This is a genomic window from Burkholderia sp. APQ4-4ca, from assembly GCF_057837105.1.
Window position 1 is genome coordinate 1 of the sequence record NZ_JBYQCG010000101.1, and the last position, 17,749, is coordinate 17,749.

The 17,749-nt window shown below is 71.3% G+C and carries 18 protein-coding genes; 8 read left to right on the forward strand and 10 right to left on the reverse strand.

Annotated features, from left to right (window positions below):
• From AC3IFE_RS12160 to AC3IFE_RS12170, 3 genes are all read left to right on the forward strand, one after another.
• A partial coding sequence (locus tag AC3IFE_RS12160; protein WP_489190687.1) for an acetyl-CoA C-acetyltransferase occupies positions 1-1,063 on the forward strand: 1,063 nt, incomplete at its 5' end.
• 219 nt (positions 1,064-1,282) lie between these two features.
• On the forward strand, positions 1,283-2,026 hold the full coding sequence (phbB, locus tag AC3IFE_RS12165; RefSeq protein WP_301740245.1) for an acetoacetyl-CoA reductase: 744 nt from the start codon (positions 1,283-1,285) through the stop codon (positions 2,024-2,026).
• 105 nt (positions 2,027-2,131) lie between these two features.
• Positions 2,132-2,338 carry a hypothetical protein gene (locus tag AC3IFE_RS12170; RefSeq protein ID WP_489190688.1) on the forward strand — a complete coding sequence of 69 codons (207 nt, stop codon included), beginning with the start codon at positions 2,132-2,134 and terminating at the stop codon, positions 2,336-2,338.
• 112 nt (positions 2,339-2,450) lie between these two features.
• On the opposite strand, the gene AC3IFE_RS12175 is transcribed toward AC3IFE_RS12170, so the two are convergent.
• From AC3IFE_RS12175 to AC3IFE_RS12220, 10 genes are all read right to left on the reverse strand, one after another.
• Positions 2,451-2,780 (reverse strand): hypothetical protein, encoded by a 330-nt coding sequence (locus AC3IFE_RS12175; RefSeq protein ID WP_089468450.1) that lies wholly within the window; start codon positions 2,778-2,780, stop codon positions 2,451-2,453.
• Complete coding sequence (locus AC3IFE_RS12180; protein WP_489190689.1) at positions 2,777-3,280, reverse strand: hotdog family protein; 504 nt, start codon at positions 3,278-3,280, stop codon at positions 2,777-2,779. The genes AC3IFE_RS12175 and AC3IFE_RS12180 overlap by 4 nt, the downstream gene beginning before the upstream one ends.
• Positions 3,277-4,095 (reverse strand): beta-ketoacyl synthase chain length factor, encoded by an 819-nt coding sequence (locus AC3IFE_RS12185; RefSeq protein WP_089468448.1) that lies wholly within the window; start codon positions 4,093-4,095, stop codon positions 3,277-3,279. The genes AC3IFE_RS12180 and AC3IFE_RS12185 overlap by 4 nt, the downstream gene beginning before the upstream one ends.
• Before the next feature lie 8 nt (positions 4,096-4,103).
• A complete protein-coding gene (locus AC3IFE_RS12190) occupies positions 4,104-5,306 on the reverse strand; it encodes a beta-ketoacyl-[acyl-carrier-protein] synthase family protein (RefSeq protein ID WP_489190690.1) in 1,203 nt (400 codons plus the stop codon).
• 63 nt (positions 5,307-5,369) lie between these two features.
• Positions 5,370-6,254, reverse strand: coding sequence for a polysaccharide deacetylase family protein (locus tag AC3IFE_RS12195; protein ID WP_489190691.1), 885 nt, complete (start codon positions 6,252-6,254; stop codon positions 5,370-5,372).
• The gene (locus AC3IFE_RS12200) at positions 6,251-8,725 is read right to left on the reverse strand and encodes an MMPL family transporter (RefSeq protein ID WP_489190692.1); all 2,475 of its coding nucleotides are present in this window, start codon (positions 8,723-8,725) and stop codon (positions 6,251-6,253) included. The genes AC3IFE_RS12195 and AC3IFE_RS12200 overlap by 4 nt, the downstream gene beginning before the upstream one ends.
• Positions 8,725-9,363, reverse strand: coding sequence for an outer membrane lipoprotein carrier protein LolA (locus AC3IFE_RS12205; protein WP_489190693.1), 639 nt, complete (start codon positions 9,361-9,363; stop codon positions 8,725-8,727). Before AC3IFE_RS12205 ends, AC3IFE_RS12200 begins: the two co-directional genes overlap by 1 nt.
• Entirely contained in the window at positions 9,360-10,337 is a 978-nt protein-coding gene (locus tag AC3IFE_RS12210; protein WP_301740241.1) for a lysophospholipid acyltransferase family protein, read from the reverse strand. The genes AC3IFE_RS12205 and AC3IFE_RS12210 overlap by 4 nt, the downstream gene beginning before the upstream one ends.
• Positions 10,334-12,094: an AMP-binding protein gene (locus AC3IFE_RS12215; protein ID WP_489190694.1), complete on the reverse strand. Its 1,761-nt coding sequence runs from the start codon at positions 12,092-12,094 to the stop codon at positions 10,334-10,336. The genes AC3IFE_RS12210 and AC3IFE_RS12215 overlap by 4 nt, the downstream gene beginning before the upstream one ends.
• 59 nt (positions 12,095-12,153) lie before the next feature.
• Positions 12,154-12,807 (reverse strand): COG4648 family protein, encoded by a 654-nt coding sequence (locus AC3IFE_RS12220; RefSeq protein WP_301740239.1) that lies wholly within the window; start codon positions 12,805-12,807, stop codon positions 12,154-12,156.
• Between the two features lie 543 nt (positions 12,808-13,350).
• Between AC3IFE_RS12220 and AC3IFE_RS12225 the strand changes: the two genes are divergently transcribed.
• From AC3IFE_RS12225 to loiP, 5 genes are all read left to right on the forward strand, one after another.
• Positions 13,351-13,635 (forward strand): phosphopantetheine-binding protein, encoded by a 285-nt coding sequence (locus AC3IFE_RS12225; RefSeq protein ID WP_084044082.1) that lies wholly within the window; start codon positions 13,351-13,353, stop codon positions 13,633-13,635.
• Between the two features lie 124 nt (positions 13,636-13,759).
• A complete protein-coding gene (gene fabG / locus AC3IFE_RS12230) occupies positions 13,760-14,476 on the forward strand; it encodes a 3-oxoacyl-ACP reductase FabG (RefSeq protein ID WP_489190695.1) in 717 nt (238 codons plus the stop codon).
• Between the two features lie 94 nt (positions 14,477-14,570).
• The gene (locus AC3IFE_RS12235; RefSeq protein ID WP_489190704.1) at positions 14,571-15,806 is read left to right on the forward strand and encodes a chorismate transformation FkbO/Hyg5 family protein; all 1,236 of its coding nucleotides are present in this window, start codon (positions 14,571-14,573) and stop codon (positions 15,804-15,806) included.
• A gap of 125 nt (positions 15,807-15,931) precedes the next feature.
• Positions 15,932-16,714: a glycosyltransferase family 2 protein gene (locus AC3IFE_RS12240; RefSeq protein WP_489190696.1), complete on the forward strand. Its 783-nt coding sequence runs from the start codon at positions 15,932-15,934 to the stop codon at positions 16,712-16,714.
• A 203-nt stretch (positions 16,715-16,917) separates the two neighbouring features.
• Complete coding sequence (gene loiP / locus AC3IFE_RS12245; protein ID WP_301740236.1) at positions 16,918-17,679, forward strand: metalloprotease LoiP; 762 nt, start codon at positions 16,918-16,920, stop codon at positions 17,677-17,679.
• Positions 17,680-17,749: the final 70 nt, after the last annotated feature.

Genomic DNA, 17,749 nt, shown 5'->3' on the forward strand with positions numbered 1-17,749 from the left:
CTCGGGCGTGAAGCCCGAGCAGGTCAGCGAAGTGATCATGGGCCAGGTGCTGACGGCCGGCTCCGGGCAGAACCCGGCGCGGCAGTCGCTGATCAAGGCAGGGCTGCCGAGCGCCGTGCCGGGCATGACGATCAACAAGGTGTGCGGCTCGGGCCTGAAGGCCGTGATGCTGGCGGCGAACGCGATCGTCGCGGGCGACGCGGAGATCGTGATCGCGGGCGGCCAGGAGAACATGAGCGCGGCGCCGCACGTGCTGCCGGGCTCGCGCGACGGGTTCCGGATGGGCGACGCGAAGCTGGTCGACACGATGATCGTCGACGGGCTGTGGGACGTGTACAACCAGTACCACATGGGCATCACGGCGGAGAACGTCGCGAAGGAATACGGGATCACGCGCGAAGAGCAGGACGCGTTCGCGGCGCTGTCGCAGAACAAGGCGGAAGCCGCGCAGAAGGCCGGGCGTTTCGATGACGAGATCGTGCCGGTGTCGATCCCGCAACGCAAGGGCGAACCGCTGCAGTTCGCGACCGACGAGTTCGTGCGTCACGGCGTGACGGCGGAGTCGCTGGCGGGGCTGAAGCCGGCGTTCGCGAAGGACGGCTCGGTGACGGCGGCGAACGCGTCGGGGCTGAACGACGGCGCGGCGGCGGTGCTGGTGATGTCGGCGCAGAAGGCGGCGGCGCTGGGCCTGACGCCGCTGGCGTGGATCAAGGCGTACGCGAACGCGGGCGTGGATCCGAGCGTGATGGGCATGGGCCCGGTGCCGGCGTCGCGCCGTGCGCTGGAGCGCGCGGGCTGGACGCCGGGCGACCTGGACCTGATGGAGATCAACGAGGCGTTCGCGGCGCAGGCGTTGGCGGTGCACAAGCAGATGGGCTGGGACACGTCGAAGGTGAACGTGAACGGCGGGGCGATCGCGATCGGCCATCCGATCGGCGCGTCGGGCTGCCGGATCCTGGTGACGCTGCTGCACGAGATGGCCAAGCGCGATGCGAAGCGCGGGCTGGCGTCGCTGTGCATCGGCGGCGGGATGGGCGTCGCGCTCGCGGTCGAGCGCGTCTGAGCAGCGCGTCTGACGACACGGCTCGCTTGCGGCACGAATCGGCGTCGCAAGCGAGCCCGGCGGTTTTCGCGCAAGACAGGCAGTCAACAACACAGCGCGGCGCCGGTGCGTGCTGCGCCCGCGACGCGTGCGGTTGCGCATCGAAGCGGTGGGGCGGCAGCATGTGCGAGGCCGTCGCTCCGCCTTTCATCGATTACTTTTTTGTCGGTAATTCATAGTATGACTAAGCGAATTGCAGTTGTGACAGGTGGAATGGGCGGCCTCGGCGAGGCGGTCAGCATCCGGTTGAACGACGCGGGTCACCGGGTGGTCGTCACGTATTCGCCGAACAACGCCGGCGCGGACCGCTGGCTGACCGAGATGCATGCGGCCGGCCGGGAATTCCATGCGTACCCGGTGGACGTGGCCGATCACGACTCGTGCCAGCAATGCATCGAGAAGATCGTGCGGGACGTCGGCCCGGTCGACATTCTCGTGAACAACGCGGGCATCACGCGCGACATGACGCTGCGCAAGCTCGACAAGGTCAACTGGGACGCGGTGATCCGCACGAACCTCGATTCCGTGTTCAACATGACGAAGCCGGTCTGCGACGGCATGGTCGAGCGCGGCTGGGGCCGTATCGTCAACATCTCGTCGGTGAACGGCTCGAAGGGGGCGGTCGGCCAGACCAACTACGCGGCCGCGAAAGCCGGCATGCACGGCTTCACGAAATCGCTCGCGCTCGAGGTCGCGCGCAAGGGCGTGACGGTGAACACGGTGTCGCCGGGCTATCTGGCGACGAAGATGGTCACCGCGATCCCGCAGGACATCCTCGACACGAAGATCCTCCCGCAGATTCCTGCGGGCCGGCTCGGCAAGCCCGAGGAAGTCGCGGCGCTGGTGGCTTACCTGTGCTCGGAGGAGGCCGGCTTCGTGACGGGCTCCAACATCGCGATCAACGGCGGTCAGCACATGCAGTGACGTGCGGCGGCCCGCACGGCGCTCGCTCGGGGGCGGGCCGCGTTCCCCATCCCGTGCCGGAGCGGCGGCAGGCGCGCCGCTTCGGCGTCGCATTCCGGAGAACGCATGGGCGACACCTGGATCGGGCTGGCGATCGGCGGCTCGGCGCTGGCCATCGGGCTGACGATGGCGATCTCGCTCTACTGGCTCGAGCGGAGCCGCGCACGGCTGCTGCGGAACTTCGATCATCGCGATTGCTGGCTCGTCGCGTACGGCAAGTGCCTCGCGCGCAGGCCGGTGAGGTCGCCGCACCGCATGCGCCGGGCACGCTGACGGCGGCGCCGGTGCGTCGCTAGCGGTGAGCGATGGCCGAGCGGTCGGTGAGCAGTCGGTGAGCGGTCACGGCGCGCGCACATGCCGTCGGCAGCGCGCGCGGGGTGCGCGGTCAGTCGTTCTTCTCGCGCTTTCCAGCCGACTCGCCCGCGTCGTTCTTGTGGAAGATCCGCTTCGTCGTGCGCTTGGTGGCATCCCAGCCTTCGCGCGATACGTGGGCGACGCCGTGCCCGACCGCCTTCGCTGCGCTCGCGGTCGCGTGGCCGAAGCTGCGTGCGGCCTCGCCGGTCTTATGCGCGGCTTCCTTCGAATCGCGCTTGATGTCCTGCTTCACTTCCGACATGTCCGCGTGCGCGAGCGGGCTGAGCAGCGCCAGAACGAGCGCGGCGCCAATGAACTGACGAACTTTCACGACCGGTTTCCTTGAGGTAAGCCTCGTCATCGAGGATTCGTGTGGCCGGCAGGCGCCGGTTGAAACGCGCCGGCGGCCGATGCGTCGAGCATCACCGCCGCGCGGCCGGACAGCAGCACGCGCTCGCCGCAGCGCAGCGCGAAGCCGTACAGCACCGAGCGGCTGTCGCCGCTCATCCGCTGCGCATCGACGATGAGCGGCGCTTCGAACGTGTCGAGCCGGTCGACGAACGCGTCGACGTTGCGCACGCTCGCGAGATAGCCGACGCGCGGCGGCGCTTCGTGCGCGCCGAGCAGCGCGCCGTGGACGGCCATCGCCTGCGCCGCGTATTCGATGCCGCAGACCGACGCGAGCCGCCCGTGCGCGCGCAGCGGGTTGTGCGGATCGCGGTGGCTCGTCGCGGTGCAGCGGATTCGTTCGGCATCCCACGCGTCGACCGAATCGAGCATGCACATCGCGCCGGCATGCGGAATGTGCGCGGCAATCCACGCGCGGTCGAGCGGCGGGGTCAATCCGGCCGTTGCGGTCATCGCGCGCGCTCCGCCGACGGTTCGGACATCGCGACGTCGACCTGCACGCGCGTATCGTCGAGGTAGTCGAGCACGACGCGCGTCGAGCGCCGCGTGGCGAGCGCATCGAGCAGCGGCAGCACGCGCGCGGCCGGATTGCCGGCGCGCAGCGCGTCGAGTCCGGCATGCGCGAGCGTCGTCGCGGGTGCATCGGTGAGCTGCACGTCGATGCGGGCGAGCGTGCGTTCGCCGGCTTCCGGCGCGAACACGAGCGCGACGCCGAATGCGTCGTCGATCGGCCGCACCGTGCGCAGCGGTTCCGGATAGTCGGTGTCGTACGCGATCAGCAGGCTCGGCACGCGATCGACGACGACCTGGCACAGGCTTTCGAGCAGGCCGGCGGCAAAGCTGCCGTCGTGCGCGCACAGCACGTTCGACGTCGCCGTCGCGCGGGTCGCGATGCTCCAGTAGCCGGCCGGCGCGTTGTGCACCGAATTGTGGAAGCGGGTCGGCGACAGCTGGCGATCGTCGCCGGCCAGCGTGTCGCAGATCGCGTGGCAGTTCTGGCCGTCGCCGCCGGACGCGCTGAACACGGTCGCGAGCGTCGCGGCGTCGCGGCCGCTCGCGGCCACAGCTTCGTGGCCCACCGCGAGCGCGGCGCGCACGACGGGGCCCGTGCGGCGCCGTTCGGCGGACGGCAGCCCGGCCGGCGGCGGCAGCTCGGTGCGGGCCGGCACGTACGGCGCACGGCCCGCGAGCACGTCGGCCGCATGCGGCCAGTCGTGCAATCCCGGCCCGACGAGGCCGATGCTTTCGATGAAGGCGGTGAGTGTCATGGCGGGCCTCAACGTCGGGCGCGGCCGAGGAGCAGGCTGCAATTCGTGCCGCCGAAGCCGAACGAATTGGAGAGGACGGCGCGCACGCGCGTGTCGCGGCTCGCGAGCACGTAATCGGCTGCGAGCGCCGGGTCGGGTTGCGTCGTGTTGACGCCGGCCGGCACGAATTGCTCGCGCAGCGCGAGCGCGGCGACGATCGCCTCCAGCGCGCCGGCCGCGCCCAGCGTGTGGCCGGTCGCGCCCTTCGTCGAGCTGCACGGCGTGCGGGCGAACAGTGCGCCGAGCGCGCGGCTTTCCGCTGCGTCGTTGCTCGGCGTCGCGGTGCCGTGCAGGTTCACGTAGTCGATCTCGTGCGCGCCGAGGCCGGCGGAGGCGAGCGCCTGCTCGATCGCGGCGCGCGCGCCGAGCCCTTCCGGATGCGGCGACGACATGTGGTGCGCGTCGCTCGATTCGCCGATGCCGAGCAGCAGGATCGCGTCGCCGTCGAGCGCGGCGGGCGGGGCAGGGACGCGTTCGACGAGCGCGAACGCGGCGGCTTCGCCGATCGAGATGCCGTCGCGCGCGCGATCGAACGGCCGGCACGGCTGGCGCGACAGCAATTCGAGCGAGTTGAAGCCGTATAGCGTGGTCAGGCACAGCGAATCGACGCCGCCGACGACGGCCGCGTCGATCAGCCCTGCCTCGATCATGCGTCGCGCGGAGCCGAACACCTTCGCGCCCGACGAGCACGCGGACGAGATCGCCATCGCCGGCCCGCGCAGCGCGAAATACGCGCGCACGAACGCGGCCGGCGAATACGGGTTGTGCGTGTGCGCGTAGCGGAAATCGGCCGGCAGCGCGCCGCTCGCCGGATCGCGGCGCTGGTACGCGCGTTCGGTTTCGAGGATGCCGGCCGTGCTCGTGCCGATGAACACGCCGACGCGTGCGGCGCCGTAGCGCGCGACCGCCGCCGCGACGTGCGCGTCGAAGCCGTCCTGCGTCAGGCCGAGTTGCGCGAGGCGGTTGTTGCGGCAGTCGAAGTCGGCGAGATCGGCGCGCACGGGCTGTGCATCGACACCGTCCACCGCGCCGATCCACGTATCGAGATCCGCACGCTCGAAGTGGCACGGCGCGAGCCCGCCGCAGGCGTGGCGCAACGCATCGAGGGTCGCGTCGAGGCCGCGGCCGATGCAGCTGGTGGCGGTGAAGTGCGAGAGCAGGAGAGGGTTCACGAGGGTCGCATCCGGTGGCCGGAACAGGCGCGGCAGCAGGGCTGGCACGCGCGCCGTTCGAGGTCAGATTTTATCAAACGGGGGTGCCGGAACGCCCGGCTGGCCGGACGGTTCGGGCGCGCGCGCCGCGCGCAAGGTGGTCCAGTGCAACTGCGCGCCGGCGGCCGCGCGCAGCACCGCGGGCAGCACGTCGAGCACGACCGGTTCGCCGCGCGCATCGCGCGCCGCGTGACCGTCGTGCACGAGCAGGATGTCGCGTGCATCGAGCCCGTGCAGCAGGCGGCGCGTGACGGTCGCGGCGTCGCGCGCACGCGTGTCGAAGCCGCGCCGCGTCCAGCTCGCGAGTTGCAGGCCGAATTCGCACAGCACCGGTTCGAGAAACGGATTGCGCAGGCCGGCCGGCGCGCGGAAGAACAGCGGGCGCGTGCCGGCGATGTCGGTCAGCGTCTGCTGCGCGGCCGCGATCTCGCGCCGCAGCGCGGCCGGCCCCGACAGCGAGAACGTATGGCGGTGCCGCTGGCTGTGGTTCTCGACCGCATGGCCGCGCGCGACGATCGCCTCGATCCATCGCGGATGGCGGCGCGCGAGATCGCCGATGCAAAAGAACGTCGCGCGCGCGTCGTAGCGGTCGAGCAGGTCGAGCACGCGCGGGGTGACGTCCGGGTCGGGACCGTCGTCGATCGTCAGCGCGATGCGGCGGCCCGCGCCGGCCGGCAGGCGTGTCCAGTTCGGGCCGAGCAGCGTGCTGCGCGGCCACAGGCCGGCCGCGGTCAGCGCGAGATGCGACGCGACCACGCCGCCGACGGCCCACGGCCACGCGGCCGGTTGCGCGATCACGGTTGCGGCCGCGCCGGCGTGCAGCGCGGCGGCGCTCGCGATCAGCGGCGTGGGCTTCCAGCGCCGTGCGTCGCCGGCATCGCGCGACGGAATGACAGGCGGCACGTTCATGCGCGGCCTCCTCGTTCGCGCGGGCCGAACCCTGCGGTTCCCTCGGCGCGCGGCGCGAGAATCGCCGCGAACGCGAGCGCGAGCATCGCGCCGGGGCCGACGGTCAGCCCGAAGGTTTCGAGCAGCGGCACGCGCGACAGCGCGAGCAGCCCGAAGCCAGCGACCGTCGCGAGGTTCGCGATCAGCAGCGACACGAGCGTGTACGGCGTGACGGGCTGCGCGTCGTCGCGCCGGCAGAAGAACAGCGCGTAGTTCGAGCCGACCGCGACGATCAGCAGCATCCCGACGAGGTGCAGGATCGTCAGTGGCACGCCGGCGAGCGCGAAGCCGGCCGTCACGACCAGCACGGCCGCGACGAGCGGGGCGAGGGCGCGCACGGCGCGGCGCGGCGAGCGCAACGCAATCGCCAGCAGCACGGCGATCGCGGCCAATCCTGCGAGCGACAGCCGGATGTCCTCGTGCACGTAGCTCACGTACAGGCGATCGGCTTCGGCCTTCATGTCGACGAACAGCGCATCGGGCACGCCCGAGCGCGCGACGGCGGCGCGAATCGGCGCGGCGTCGAGGCTCGACGCGGGCTGCGCGGCGCGCGCGGCGTCCGGCGCCCGTAGCGGCAGCATCGCGCTCCAGCGGCCGTCGCGTTCGGTCAGCAGCGCATCGACGGCGAGCGCCATCGACGTGCCGCGCAGGTCCGCGCGCGTCAGCAGCGGCGCGCGGCGTGCGGCGTCGACGTCGGCGAGGAACGGCGCGAACAGGCCGGGTTTCACCGCGATCGGCTGGTGCGCGACGGCATCGCGCATTCGTGCGGCGAGCGCCGTTGCATCCGGCAGGCTCGCCTGGCGCGCGCGCTGCGCGGCATCGCTCGGCAGGTAGCGTGCGGGGTTTTCGAAACCGCCGAGCGCGCCGCGGTCGACGAGCGGCTGCAACTGCGCGGCGACTTTTTCCGCGCCTTCGAGCGCGGCCTGTTCGGTCGGCGCGGCGATCACGACGAGATAGCGCACGTCGGGCGCGCCGACGTCGGCGCGCAGCCGCGCGTCGAGCGCCTGCGCTGGCGCGGGCACCGGGCTGAGCGCGGCGAGCTCGCGGCTCCACAGGCCGTCGCGATGCAGCGCGAGCGTCGCGCACGCGGCGACCACGAGCACCGCGAGCGGCCCGCGCAGCCGCGGCGCGGCGTCGGCCGCGCGCGCGAGGACGGCGCCGACGCGCGATACGTCGCGGATCGCGACATGCTCGCCGCGCAGGTGCGGCAGCACGAAGCGCGTGACGAGCGCGGCGGCCGTCAGCCCGACGATCGAATACAGCCCGAGTTGCACGAGGCCCGGGAAGCCGGAGAACAGCATCGACGCGAACCCGCACACCGACGTCAGCACGCCGAGCCGGATCGTCGGCCAGTACGCGGCGACCCACGCGCGCGTCGCGTCGGCCGGGCGGGCGGCGCCGCGCGTGCCGGCCTGCGCCGATTGCACGAACAGGTAGATCGCATAGTCGACGGCTTCGCCGATCAGCGTCGTGCCGAAACCGAGCGTCAGCCCGTGGACCGTGCCGAACGCGACGCCGACCGCCGCGATCCCGGCCGCGACGCCGGTCAGCACCGGCAGCAGGCCGAGCGCGAGCGTGCGCGGCGAACGGTACAGCGTGAGCAGCAGCGCGACGATCAGCACGACGCTTGCCGTCGACAACCGCTCGACGTCGTGCCGGATCGTGTCGCGTGTGTCGACCGAGAACACGCCGGGGCCGGTCATCGCAAGCGTCGCGGCGTTCGCGTTCGGCACGGCCCGCGTCGCGGCCGCGAACGCGCGGCGCACGGCGTCGATCGCGCGGGCCTGCGCGTCGGTATCGGAGCCGGCGGCGGCAGTCTGCACGACCAGCACCGCGCGCGTGCCGTCGCGCGACGCCCACACGCCGTCGCGGCTCGCCGGTTCGGCCGCGCTGTCGAGCCCGTCGACCAGCGCGGCGACTTCGCCGGTCGGGTCGCGCGGCAGCATCGCCTTCGCGACGAGGCCGGCCGACGAACCCAGCAGGTCGAGGCTGTCGCCGAGCGCCCGGTGCAAGCCGTCGGCGCTGAAGCGCTGCGGCGTGACGGCCGGGCTCAGCAGATAGCGATGGTCGAAGATGAATTGCCGGTCGCGCGCGTCGTTCGCGGCCTCGCCGTTGTGCACGGCCGCGAACTGCGGATCGGTGCGCAGCGTGCCGGCCATGCGCCGCGACAGCGCGGCGCGCGTGCCCGCGTCGCCGCCGTCGATCGCGACGAGAATCAGGCGCGACACGATGCCGTCGCGCAACTGGTCGACGAGCACGCGCTGCCCGGCGCTCGGCGCATTCGGCAGGAACGCGGACAGGTCGGCCGTGAAGTGCGCGCGCCCGATCGCGATACCGCACGCGACGAGCGCGAGCAGCCACGCGAGCACCGCGCGCTGCCGCCATGCGGGCACGCGGCGGGCGACGGGGGCGGGGCGCGTGCGCTCGTCCATCAGTTCGCGTTCGCCGCGACCGGTTGCAGGCGCATCACCGAACGATCACCGTCGGCCTGCCGGATCGCGACGCTGCGCAACACGTCGCGCGTGCCGTCGAGCGTGATCGTGCTGACGACCTTCAGCATCCGCGAATCGAGCGGCGTGAGCGTCAGCGTCCAGTCGTCGCCGCGTCCGGAAAGGGCGACCCTGTACACCTGTTCGAGCGCGAAGCGGTTGCCGGCGAGCGTCGCGCGGATGCTGTCGATGAACGCGCCGAGCTCCGGATAGCGCGCGAGCGCGAGCGTGTACTTGCGGTTGTTGCGCTCGACGGTGAGCATGTCGCCGTCGACGACGAGGTATTCGGGTTTCGGGCTCAGCGTGTGCTTTTCCAGATGGTCGGGCGCGACGAACATCAGTTCACCCGACGATTCGATCGGCTGCTCGGCAATCGACAGGGTCTTCGTCTCGGTGAAGGTCGCGCGGCCCGACTTGTGCTGCGCGAGCGTCGACATCAGCCGGTCGAGGGTCCACGCCGAGCCGGCGTCGGCTGCGTGCGCGGGCATGGCCAGCAAGATCGCGGCGGCCGCGGCGGCGAGCACGCGGGCGATGCGGTGCGACGAGAACGGGAACGGGCGGCGGCGGCGAACGGCGATCATGCGTCGGAATCCCTCGTGGCGGGCAGGTCGGCGCCGGCGTGCGCCACAGCGCGGCGCGCGGCCGCGGCATCGCCGCCCTGCCAGAAATCGAAATAGTTGAACCAGTTGTACGGCGCCATGCGGCAGTACTTGTCGAGGAGCGCGACGTAGCGCGCGAGCGCCGCGTCGACCGCCGCCGCGCGCGCGTCGCGCCGCACGTCGGAGAAATCGGCGAGCGTCTCGAAGTGCACGTCGTAGCGGTTGCCGTCGCGATAGAGGCCCGTCATGAAGATCACCGGGCGCTTCAGCATCGCGGCCATGTAAAGCGGCCCGAGCGGAAACGCGGCCGGCGCGCCGAGCAGCGGCAGACGTCGCAGCGACGCGGCCGCGTCGTCGAGCAGCGTGCGATCGGCGAGCATGCCGACCATGCAGTTCGCGTCGAGGCGCTCGCGCACCTTCAGCATCGAGTCGACGTGCCCGAGCGGAATCACCTCCGGCTGCGCGGCCGGATTCACCGCGGCGAGCGTCGCGTTGATCTTGCGCGCGTTCTCCTCGTACATCGTGACGACCACGCGCAGGTCCGGACGCGTGCGGCCGATCGCGCGCACGACCTCGAAGCTGCCGAGGTGCGCGCCCATCAGGAACGCGCCGCGCCCATCCGCGAGCGCGGCATCGACGCGCGTCTCGCCGTGCAGCCGGATGTCGAACAGGTCGAAGCGTCCGTTCATCAGATAGACGCGATCGTGGATCGTCGCCGCGAACGTGAATACGTGCCGGTACACGTCGCGCCAGCGCGCGGGGCGGCCAAGCACGCGGCGCAGGTAGTCGCGCGACGCCGCGCACGCGGCCGGCGAGAACAGCACGAAATACGTCGCGATCAGGTGCAGCACGATGCGCGCGCGCGGTCGGCCGAAGCGCAGCGAGATCCACGTCATCGCGCGCAGCAGGCTCGCGTTGCTGCGCTCCTGGCGCTCGGCCCATGCAGTGCGTTTCATCGTTGCGCACCGTCCTGCGCGGCCGGCGGTGCGGACAGCACGCCGGTCGCGACCTCGCGCGACCCGGCGCGCACCGTGAAGCGGATCGCGCCGCTGGCCGCGGCAGCGTACGCGAGCGCGAGCGGTTCGCCGGGTGCGACCGGACTCAGGAATTTCGCAGACCCGAGCCGCCACGTGTGCAGCGGACGGTTCAGCGCCGCACCGATCGTATGGATCGCGCGATCGAGCAGCACGACGCCCGGCACGACCGGATGGCCGGGGAAGTGGCCGGGCAGCGCGGGATGGTCGGCGGCAATCGTGAACGCAAGCGCGGGCGTGCCGGCCGGGGCACGCTCGGCGGGGGGCGCGGCCGTTGCAGCCGTCGTGGCCGTCGCGCGCGCATGGTGCGCGACGAGCGCGGCCAGCACGTCGCGCGGCAGCTTGCCCGTTTCGTTGCGCGGCAGCGCATCGACGAACATGAGCGGGCGCGGCATGAACGCGGGATCGATCCGCTCGCGCAGCGCGCGTTGCAGATCGGCGGCCGCGAGCGTCGGCGCGACGACGAGCGCGACGAGCCGCGTGACTGGCTCGAGCGCCGTGTCGCCGTGCGCCGGCGCGGCTTCGTCAGGCATGAAGAACACGCCGTCGACCACCTGCGCAATCGCGTTGAGCTGATGGTTCAGGTATGCGAGCGACGTGCGCTTGCCGGCGATGTTGACGAGGTCGGCCTTGCGGCCGTGCAGCAGGAACCGGCCGTCTCCGAGCAGTTCGAGCGCGTCGCCCATCGGCACCGGCGCCTCGACGTGGCCGCCCGATACCCACACGGTCGGCCCGTTGTCGTCGCCGTCCGGTTCGTCGCGTGCGTCGAGCCGGATGTCCGGGAACAGTTCCCACGCGGCGCCTTGCGACGTGCGACGGGTCGCGATCTGGCCGGTTTCGGTGCTGCCGTAGATCTCGACGAGCGGCGCGTCGAGCGCGGCCTCGGCTTCGCGCGCGAGTTTTTCCGACAGCGGCGCGGTGGCCGACAGCACGAGCGCCGCGGGCGGCAGCGCATGGCCGGCCGACAGCAGCGCACGCAGGTGGATCGGCGACGTGACGAGCACGCGCGGCTGGGGGATAGCATCGAGCTCGTCGCGAATGTCGCCCGGATAGAACGGCTGGCGGTTGCTGAACGCGAGGCCGCCGAGCAGCGCGAGCAGCACCGTCGATTCGAAGCCGTACATGTGCTGCGCGGGCACCGTGCCGATCAGCGTGGCCGCGCGGCCGTCGAGCAGCCCGAGGCGATCGGCCGCCGCGCGCACGCAGCCGACCAGGAAGCCCCAGGTCTTGCGGTGCGGCACCGGCTGGCCGGTCGAGCCGGACGTGAACACGTAGGCCATGATCCGCGCCGCATCGATCCGCGGCACGGCGAACGGCGCGTCGCTCGCCGGTTCGCCGGGCGCGGCATCGGGATACGCGAAGCGCGGCAGGTCGATCGTGCAATCGGGCGCGTCGTGCAGGCAGAACGCGTCGGGCGCGAACGACGCGAGCTGGCGGACCATTTCCGGCGTGTGCGTCGACGGCAGCAGGCTGATCCTGCCGGCGACGAGCGCCGCGCACAGGCTGACCGCGAAGCGATAGCGGTCGCGGCACACGTTGAACACGTGGCCGCCGGCGGGTAGCGCGGCGGCCACGCGCGCAACGTCGGCGACGAACGCGCGCACGGTGACGGGCGCGCCGTCGCGCCAGGCGATCATCTGGTCCGGCGAGGAATGGAATACCAGCGGGTGAGTCGGCATAAATCGGTCAAGACGGGAACGAAGGCCGGCACGGCCGCGGGGCCGTGCCGGTCGTGAATTCATCGCGAGCCCTGCGATGCGTGGGTCGACGCGCGATACGCGCGCACCGCGTCGACCATCCGCGGCCGCGGCTCGTGCGGCAGCGCGAAACGCCGGCACGCATGCTCGGCCGCGAACATCGCGGCGACGAGCGGCAGCGACAGATAGTTCGCGAAGGTCGACCACGTGACGATCGGCGCGGTCGCGAACAGCAGCGTCGACACGGCGGCGATCGCGACGAAGAACAGCGTCCACGCGAGCGTGATGCGCCGCGTGTAGCGCGCGACGGCTGGCGTGACCGTGCCGTGGATCATCGCCGCGAAGCGCGTGCACAGCGGGACCTGGCCGGCCACGAGCGTGCGGCCGAACAGCAGCGCCATCGCGACGTTGAAGCTCGCGTGCTCCAGATACAGGCCCCATTCGAAGTGCTGCGCGAGCGGCGCGCGCGCGGCCCACAGCGTGGCGGCAACCAGCAGCCAGGCCGGCACGAGCCACGCGCGCCGCGGCGAGCGCAGCGCCGCGCCGAGCGCGAGCAGCAGCGGCGGCACGAGCGCCATCGCGAGGCCGAAGCCGTGCGCGCCAGGCGTCGCGCTCGCGTAGTGCGCGCCGGCCTGGTAGGCGGCCACGGCGCCGACCGCGGCGACACCCCGCGCGACGGGCAGCAGCCGGCTCATCGGCGGCCTCCGGGCGCGCGGCGCGCGCAGCGGTCGGCGGCCGTGCGGCAGCGGCGGACGGGCGGGCGAACCGGAACGGAGCGCAAGGGCGGATGCGGCATGGCTGGAAACATCGGGCGGATCGTGGGGGACGCGGGGCGGGCGTCAAACATCATATGAATGGTGGCCGGGACGCGGGTCCGGGCTGGTGGTCGGGCACGCTCATTTTAGGGCCGCGGCAGCGCGGTTCGGGGCCGCCGCGACCGGGTTTTGTAACCGATTGTATGGCACCGGACGAACGGTTTCGCGGGGTCGGTCCATTTCCATCCGAAGCGGCTCAAGCGTCTCGTGCATTCGCGTCCGAAACGGGTCGCGACGATGGCTCGCCAGTCTTGTAACCATTCGCGGTATACGGCCCGATACCCTTCGTCTAGAATCCGCGTAACTTTTACAAACAATCCCCCAACGACGCAGGCGGGGAAGCCGGCAGACGCCGGAGGGACGGAGATTTCGCACGCGCCGGGCGTGCCCGACGGTTGCCGTTTCCGTGCGCCTCCCGCTGCCATGGGCCGCCTGCACGCACCCATGATGAACGCACTGGAACAAGAGCTCGCCACGCTGATCATCGGCGAATTGAATCTCGAAGACGTCCCGCTCGACACAGTGACGGCCGATACTCCGCTGTATGGCGAAGGGTTCGGGCTCGACTCCATCGACATCCTGGAAATCGCGCTGCTGATTTCGAAGAAATACGGCTTCGAACTGCGCTCGGACAATCCGGACAACCAAAAGATCTTTGCGACGCTCGGGGCGCTCGCGGCCTATGTCGCCGCGCATCGCACGAAGTGACGGCGGCGCGCATGGGTGTAGCGCACGGGCGCGATGCAACGGTGAGGACGGCACGCGGCGGCGCTCGACGGACGGCGCGCGGCCGCATCGATCGAGGTGAGAACGCGATGAACGGAGCAATTCGATGCGGGCGCTCGTGACGGGCGGCAGCGGCGCACTCGGGCAGGCGATCTGCGCGGCGCTCGCGCAGGCCGGCCATGAAGTGTGGGTGCATGCGAACCGCCATCTCGCGCAGGCGGAGGCCGTCGCGCAGCAGATCGTCGCGGCCGGCGGCGCCGCGCACGCGATCGCGTTCGACGTGACCGACGCCGATGCGACGCTCGCCGCGCTGCAGCCGTTCATCGACGATGCGCCGGTGCAGATCCTCGTCAACAACGCGGGCATTCACGACGACGCGCCGATGGCCGGCATGTCGCGCCGGCAGTGGCACAGCGTGATCGACGTGACGCTCAACGGCTTTTTCAACGTCACGCAGCCGCTGCTGCTGCCGATGATCCGCACGCGGCGCGGACGGATCGTCAACATCGCGTCGGTGGCCGGCGTGACGGGCAATCGCGGGCAGGCCAACTACGCGGCCGCGAAGGCGGGGCTGATCGGCGCGACGAAGTCGCTGTCGCTGGAGCTCGCGTCGCGCGGCATCACCGTGAACGCGGTGGCGCCCGGCATCATCGCATCGCCGATGGCCGAACCGGCGTTTCCCGCCGAACGCATCAAGCAGCTCGTGCCCGCGCAGCGCGCGGGCCGGCCCGACGAAGTCGCGGCGATGGTCGCGTACCTGGTATCCGACGCCGCGGCCTATGTGACGGGGCAGGTGTTGTCCGTCAACGGCGGGCTCGCGTGACGAAGCGCGCCGCGTAGGCCTGACGTAACGCCACGCGGTGCAGTGCCGCGGGGTCGCGCGGCCTGCGCCGCATAGTGAGGAAATCGAAGTGTCCGTGCATCCAGTCGACGCCGAACGGCGCCCGAGTCCGCCGTTGCCCGCCGCCGTGCCGTTCGCGCACGGCGGCGAGCGCGCGCTGCGGCTCGTCCAGATGACCGATGCGCGGCTCGCCGCGCTGCTGCGCGACGCGCGCACGTGGGGCGACGGACTCGATCGCGTATTTTCCGGCGCGCTGGGCGCGGTGTGCATCGGCGCGGCGGGAGCACCGGACGCGTCGCGCGCCGACGCAATGGCGCGGAGGCTGACCGATGCCGCGCCCGGCCTGCCGGTCGCGCCGGTGCAGATGGCGCTGCTCGGCGCCGAGGTTGCACCGGGCGATGCCGTCTGCGAGCTCTGGCAATGCGATGCGCACGACCTGCGCAGCGCGCGGCGCGGCGCGCTGCACTACCGCTACAGCGAAGCGGCGGGGCTCGTGTTCGGCAGCCTCGTCGTGCACGAGACGGACGCGGCGTACGACGCGCCGCACGACGGCGGCACGCCGCTCGAACGCGCGACGTTCGAGGCGTACCGCGCGCTGTTCGACCTGCTCGATACGCTCGGCATGCCGCATCCGCTGCGGATCTGGAACACCGTGCCGGCGATCAATGCGGTGCAGGGCGGGATCGAGCGCTATCGTCAGTTCAATATCGGCCGTCAGCGTGCGTTCGATGCGTGCCGACGCGCGCTCACGGGCAGCGTGCCGGCCGCGTGCGCGCTCGGCTCGGTCGTGCCGGTCGCGGGCGATGCGTCGCCGGCCGCGCCGCTCGCGATTCATTTCCTCGCGAGCCGCACGCCGGCCGATTCCATCGAGAACCCGCGCCAGGTCAGCGCGTATCACTATCCGGCGCAGTACGGCCCGCGTGCGCCGACGTTCGCGCGCGCCGCCGCTTGGGCCGAGGGGAAGGCGGCGCCGGTGCTGTTCGTATCGGGCACCGCGAGCATCGTCGGGCACCGTACCGTCCATCGCGGCGACGTCGTCGCGCAGACGCGCGAGACGGTCGCGAACCTCGCGGCGGTGCTCGAGCAGGCCGCGCGGCAGGGGCACGGCCCGTTCTCGCTCGCCGACCTGAGCTATCGCGTCTATGTGCGCGACGCCGGCGATATCGCGGCGCTGGCCGCGATCGAGCGCGTGCTGCGCGACGCGGCCGGGCCTCGCGTGCGGCTGCTGTTCGTGCATGCGGACGTGTGTCGCGACGACCTGCTGGTCGAGATCGAGGCCAGCGCCGGTCATGCGATGGCGTGGCTGTCATGAAGCGCGAGAGCCTCACGATCGGCCCGCCGGTCCGGCCTGCGGCCGGCGTCGACGACGCGTGCCGGCGTTCGTCGGCGAGTCATACACTTTTGTCAGGATCCCCGTCTTCACCATCGGCTGTTCCCATGTCCAAGCTGCACGCGTCGTCCACCCATCTCGTCCTGATTCCGAGCTACAACCCGGGCACCAAGGTCGACACGACCGTGCGCCAGGCCCGCGCGCGGTGGAATCCGGTGTGGGTCGTCGTCGACGGCAGCACCGACGGCAGCGCCGAACGGCTGCAGGCGATGGCCGAGTGCGATCCCGGCCTGCGCGTGATCGTGCTGCCGGAGAATCGCGGCAAGGGCGCTGCGGTGCTCGCGGGGCTCGACGCGGCGGCCGCGGGCGGCTTCACGCACGTGCTGACGATGGATTCCGACGGCCAGCATCCGGCCGATCTGATTCCCGCTTTCATGGCGGCGTCGCAGGCCGCGCCCGACGCGATGGTGCTCGGCGTGCCGAAGTTCGACGCGAGCGCGCCGCAGTTGCGCGTGCAGGGGCGCCGGCTGTCGAACGCGTGGGCCGACATCGAGACGCTGTGGGCCGGGATCGGCGATTCGCTGTACGGCTTTCGCGTGTATCCGGTCGCGCCGCTGGCGGCGATCATGCGGCGCCAGCCGTGGATGCGCGGCTTCGACTTCGATCCCGAAGCGGCCGTGCGGCTGTGCTGGGCCGGCGTGCGCCCGATCCGCATCGACGCGCCGGTGCGCTATTTCGGCCGCCACGAAGGCGGCGTGTCGCATTTTCACTACGGCCGCGACAACGCGCTGCTCGCGTGGATGCACCTGCGCCTGTTTACCGGCTTCGCGATGCGGCTGCCGATGCTCGTCGCCCGCCGCCTGACGCGGCGCCGCGACCAGGCGGCCTGAGCGACGGCCCGTCCGCTGGCCGCCGCGGTCGCCGTGCCGGGTGCGGCGATTGCCGCGCCTTTCGTCGTCAATGCGGGGCCGGATCGCCGCGTCGTTTCAATCCACTGAGTAATGAACGTGTCATTCGCTGTAAACAACTGGTAATTTTCTGCCGGATTATGCAAAATCGCCGCTCCCAAATACAACTATCGAGGGATTCCGGGATGCAACTCAAGAAAGCGGTGGCGGCATGTGGCGTGGCGTTTCTGTTGAGCGCGTGCGGCGGGGTGCAGAGCCTTGACGCGAACAGCCTGACGTCGGCGGGGACCAACCTGTACAAGGCAGCGACGCTGTCGGACAGCGACATCGCCGCGCTGTCGAACGAGTCGTGCAAGTCGAGCGACGCCGAATCGAAGATCGCGCCGGCGAACAGCGCCTACGCGAAGCGCCTGACGAAGGTGATGAAGGGCTTCGGCGACATGACGCTGAACGGCCAGAAGATCAACTACAAGGTCTACATGACCAAGGACGTCAACGCGTGGGCGATGGGCAACGGCTGCGTGCGCGTGTACAGCGGCCTGATGGACATGATGAACGACGACGAGCTGCGCGGCGTGATCGGCCATGAAATGGGCCACGTCGCTCTCGGCCACTCGAAGAAGGCGATGCAGACGGCGTACGCGGTCAGCGCGGCGCGCAGCGCGGCCGGCGCGGCATCGCCGGGCGTGGCGGCGCTGTCGAGCTCGCAGCTCGGCGACATCACCGAGAAGTTCATCAACGCGCAGTTCTCGCAGTCGCAGGAAAGCGCGGCCGACGACTACTCGTTCGACCTGATGAAGCAGAAGAACATGAACCAGAAGGGCCTCGTTACCGCGTTCCAGAAGCTTGCAAAGCTCGACGGCGGCCAGAGCTCGATGATGAGTTCGCACCCGTCTTCGTCGAGCCGTGCGCAGCACATCGAAGATCGCATCGCGAAGGGTAGCTGATCGCGCAACGGATCGCCGGCCGTCGGTGCCCGCGATCGGCAGGCGAAATGAAAAACCCACGCTCGTTCGG

Bases quoted from the DNA above. Each gene is read 5' to 3' on its own strand.
- phbB (WP_301740245.1), top strand. From the start codon at position 1,283: ATGACTAAGCGAATTGCAGTTGTGACAGGTGGAATGGGCGGCCTCGGC.
- AC3IFE_RS12170 (WP_489190688.1), top strand. From the start codon at position 2,132: ATGGGCGACACCTGGATCGGGCTGGCGATCGGCGGCTCGGCGCTGGCC.
- AC3IFE_RS12175 (WP_089468450.1), bottom strand. From the start codon at position 2,780: ATGACGAGGCTTACCTCAAGGAAACCGGTCGTGAAAGTTCGTCAGTTC.
- AC3IFE_RS12180 (WP_489190689.1), bottom strand. From the start codon at position 3,280: ATGACCGCAACGGCCGGATTGACCCCGCCGCTCGACCGCGCGTGGATT.
- AC3IFE_RS12185 (WP_089468448.1), bottom strand. From the start codon at position 4,095: ATGACACTCACCGCCTTCATCGAAAGCATCGGCCTCGTCGGGCCGGGA.
- AC3IFE_RS12195 (WP_489190691.1), bottom strand. From the start codon at position 6,254: ATGAACGTGCCGCCTGTCATTCCGTCGCGCGATGCCGGCGACGCACGG.
- AC3IFE_RS12200 (WP_489190692.1), bottom strand. From the start codon at position 8,725: ATGGACGAGCGCACGCGCCCCGCCCCCGTCGCCCGCCGCGTGCCCGCA.
- AC3IFE_RS12205 (WP_489190693.1), bottom strand. From the start codon at position 9,363: ATGATCGCCGTTCGCCGCCGCCGCCCGTTCCCGTTCTCGTCGCACCGC.
- AC3IFE_RS12210 (WP_301740241.1), bottom strand. From the start codon at position 10,337: ATGAAACGCACTGCATGGGCCGAGCGCCAGGAGCGCAGCAACGCGAGC.
- AC3IFE_RS12215 (WP_489190694.1), bottom strand. From the start codon at position 12,094: ATGCCGACTCACCCGCTGGTATTCCATTCCTCGCCGGACCAGATGATC.
- AC3IFE_RS12220 (WP_301740239.1), bottom strand. From the start codon at position 12,807: ATGAGCCGGCTGCTGCCCGTCGCGCGGGGTGTCGCCGCGGTCGGCGCC.
- AC3IFE_RS12225 (WP_084044082.1), top strand. From the start codon at position 13,351: ATGGGCCGCCTGCACGCACCCATGATGAACGCACTGGAACAAGAGCTC.
- fabG (WP_489190695.1), top strand. From the start codon at position 13,760: ATGCGGGCGCTCGTGACGGGCGGCAGCGGCGCACTCGGGCAGGCGATC.
- AC3IFE_RS12240 (WP_489190696.1), top strand. From the start codon at position 15,932: ATGTCCAAGCTGCACGCGTCGTCCACCCATCTCGTCCTGATTCCGAGC.
- loiP (WP_301740236.1), top strand. From the start codon at position 16,918: ATGCAACTCAAGAAAGCGGTGGCGGCATGTGGCGTGGCGTTTCTGTTG.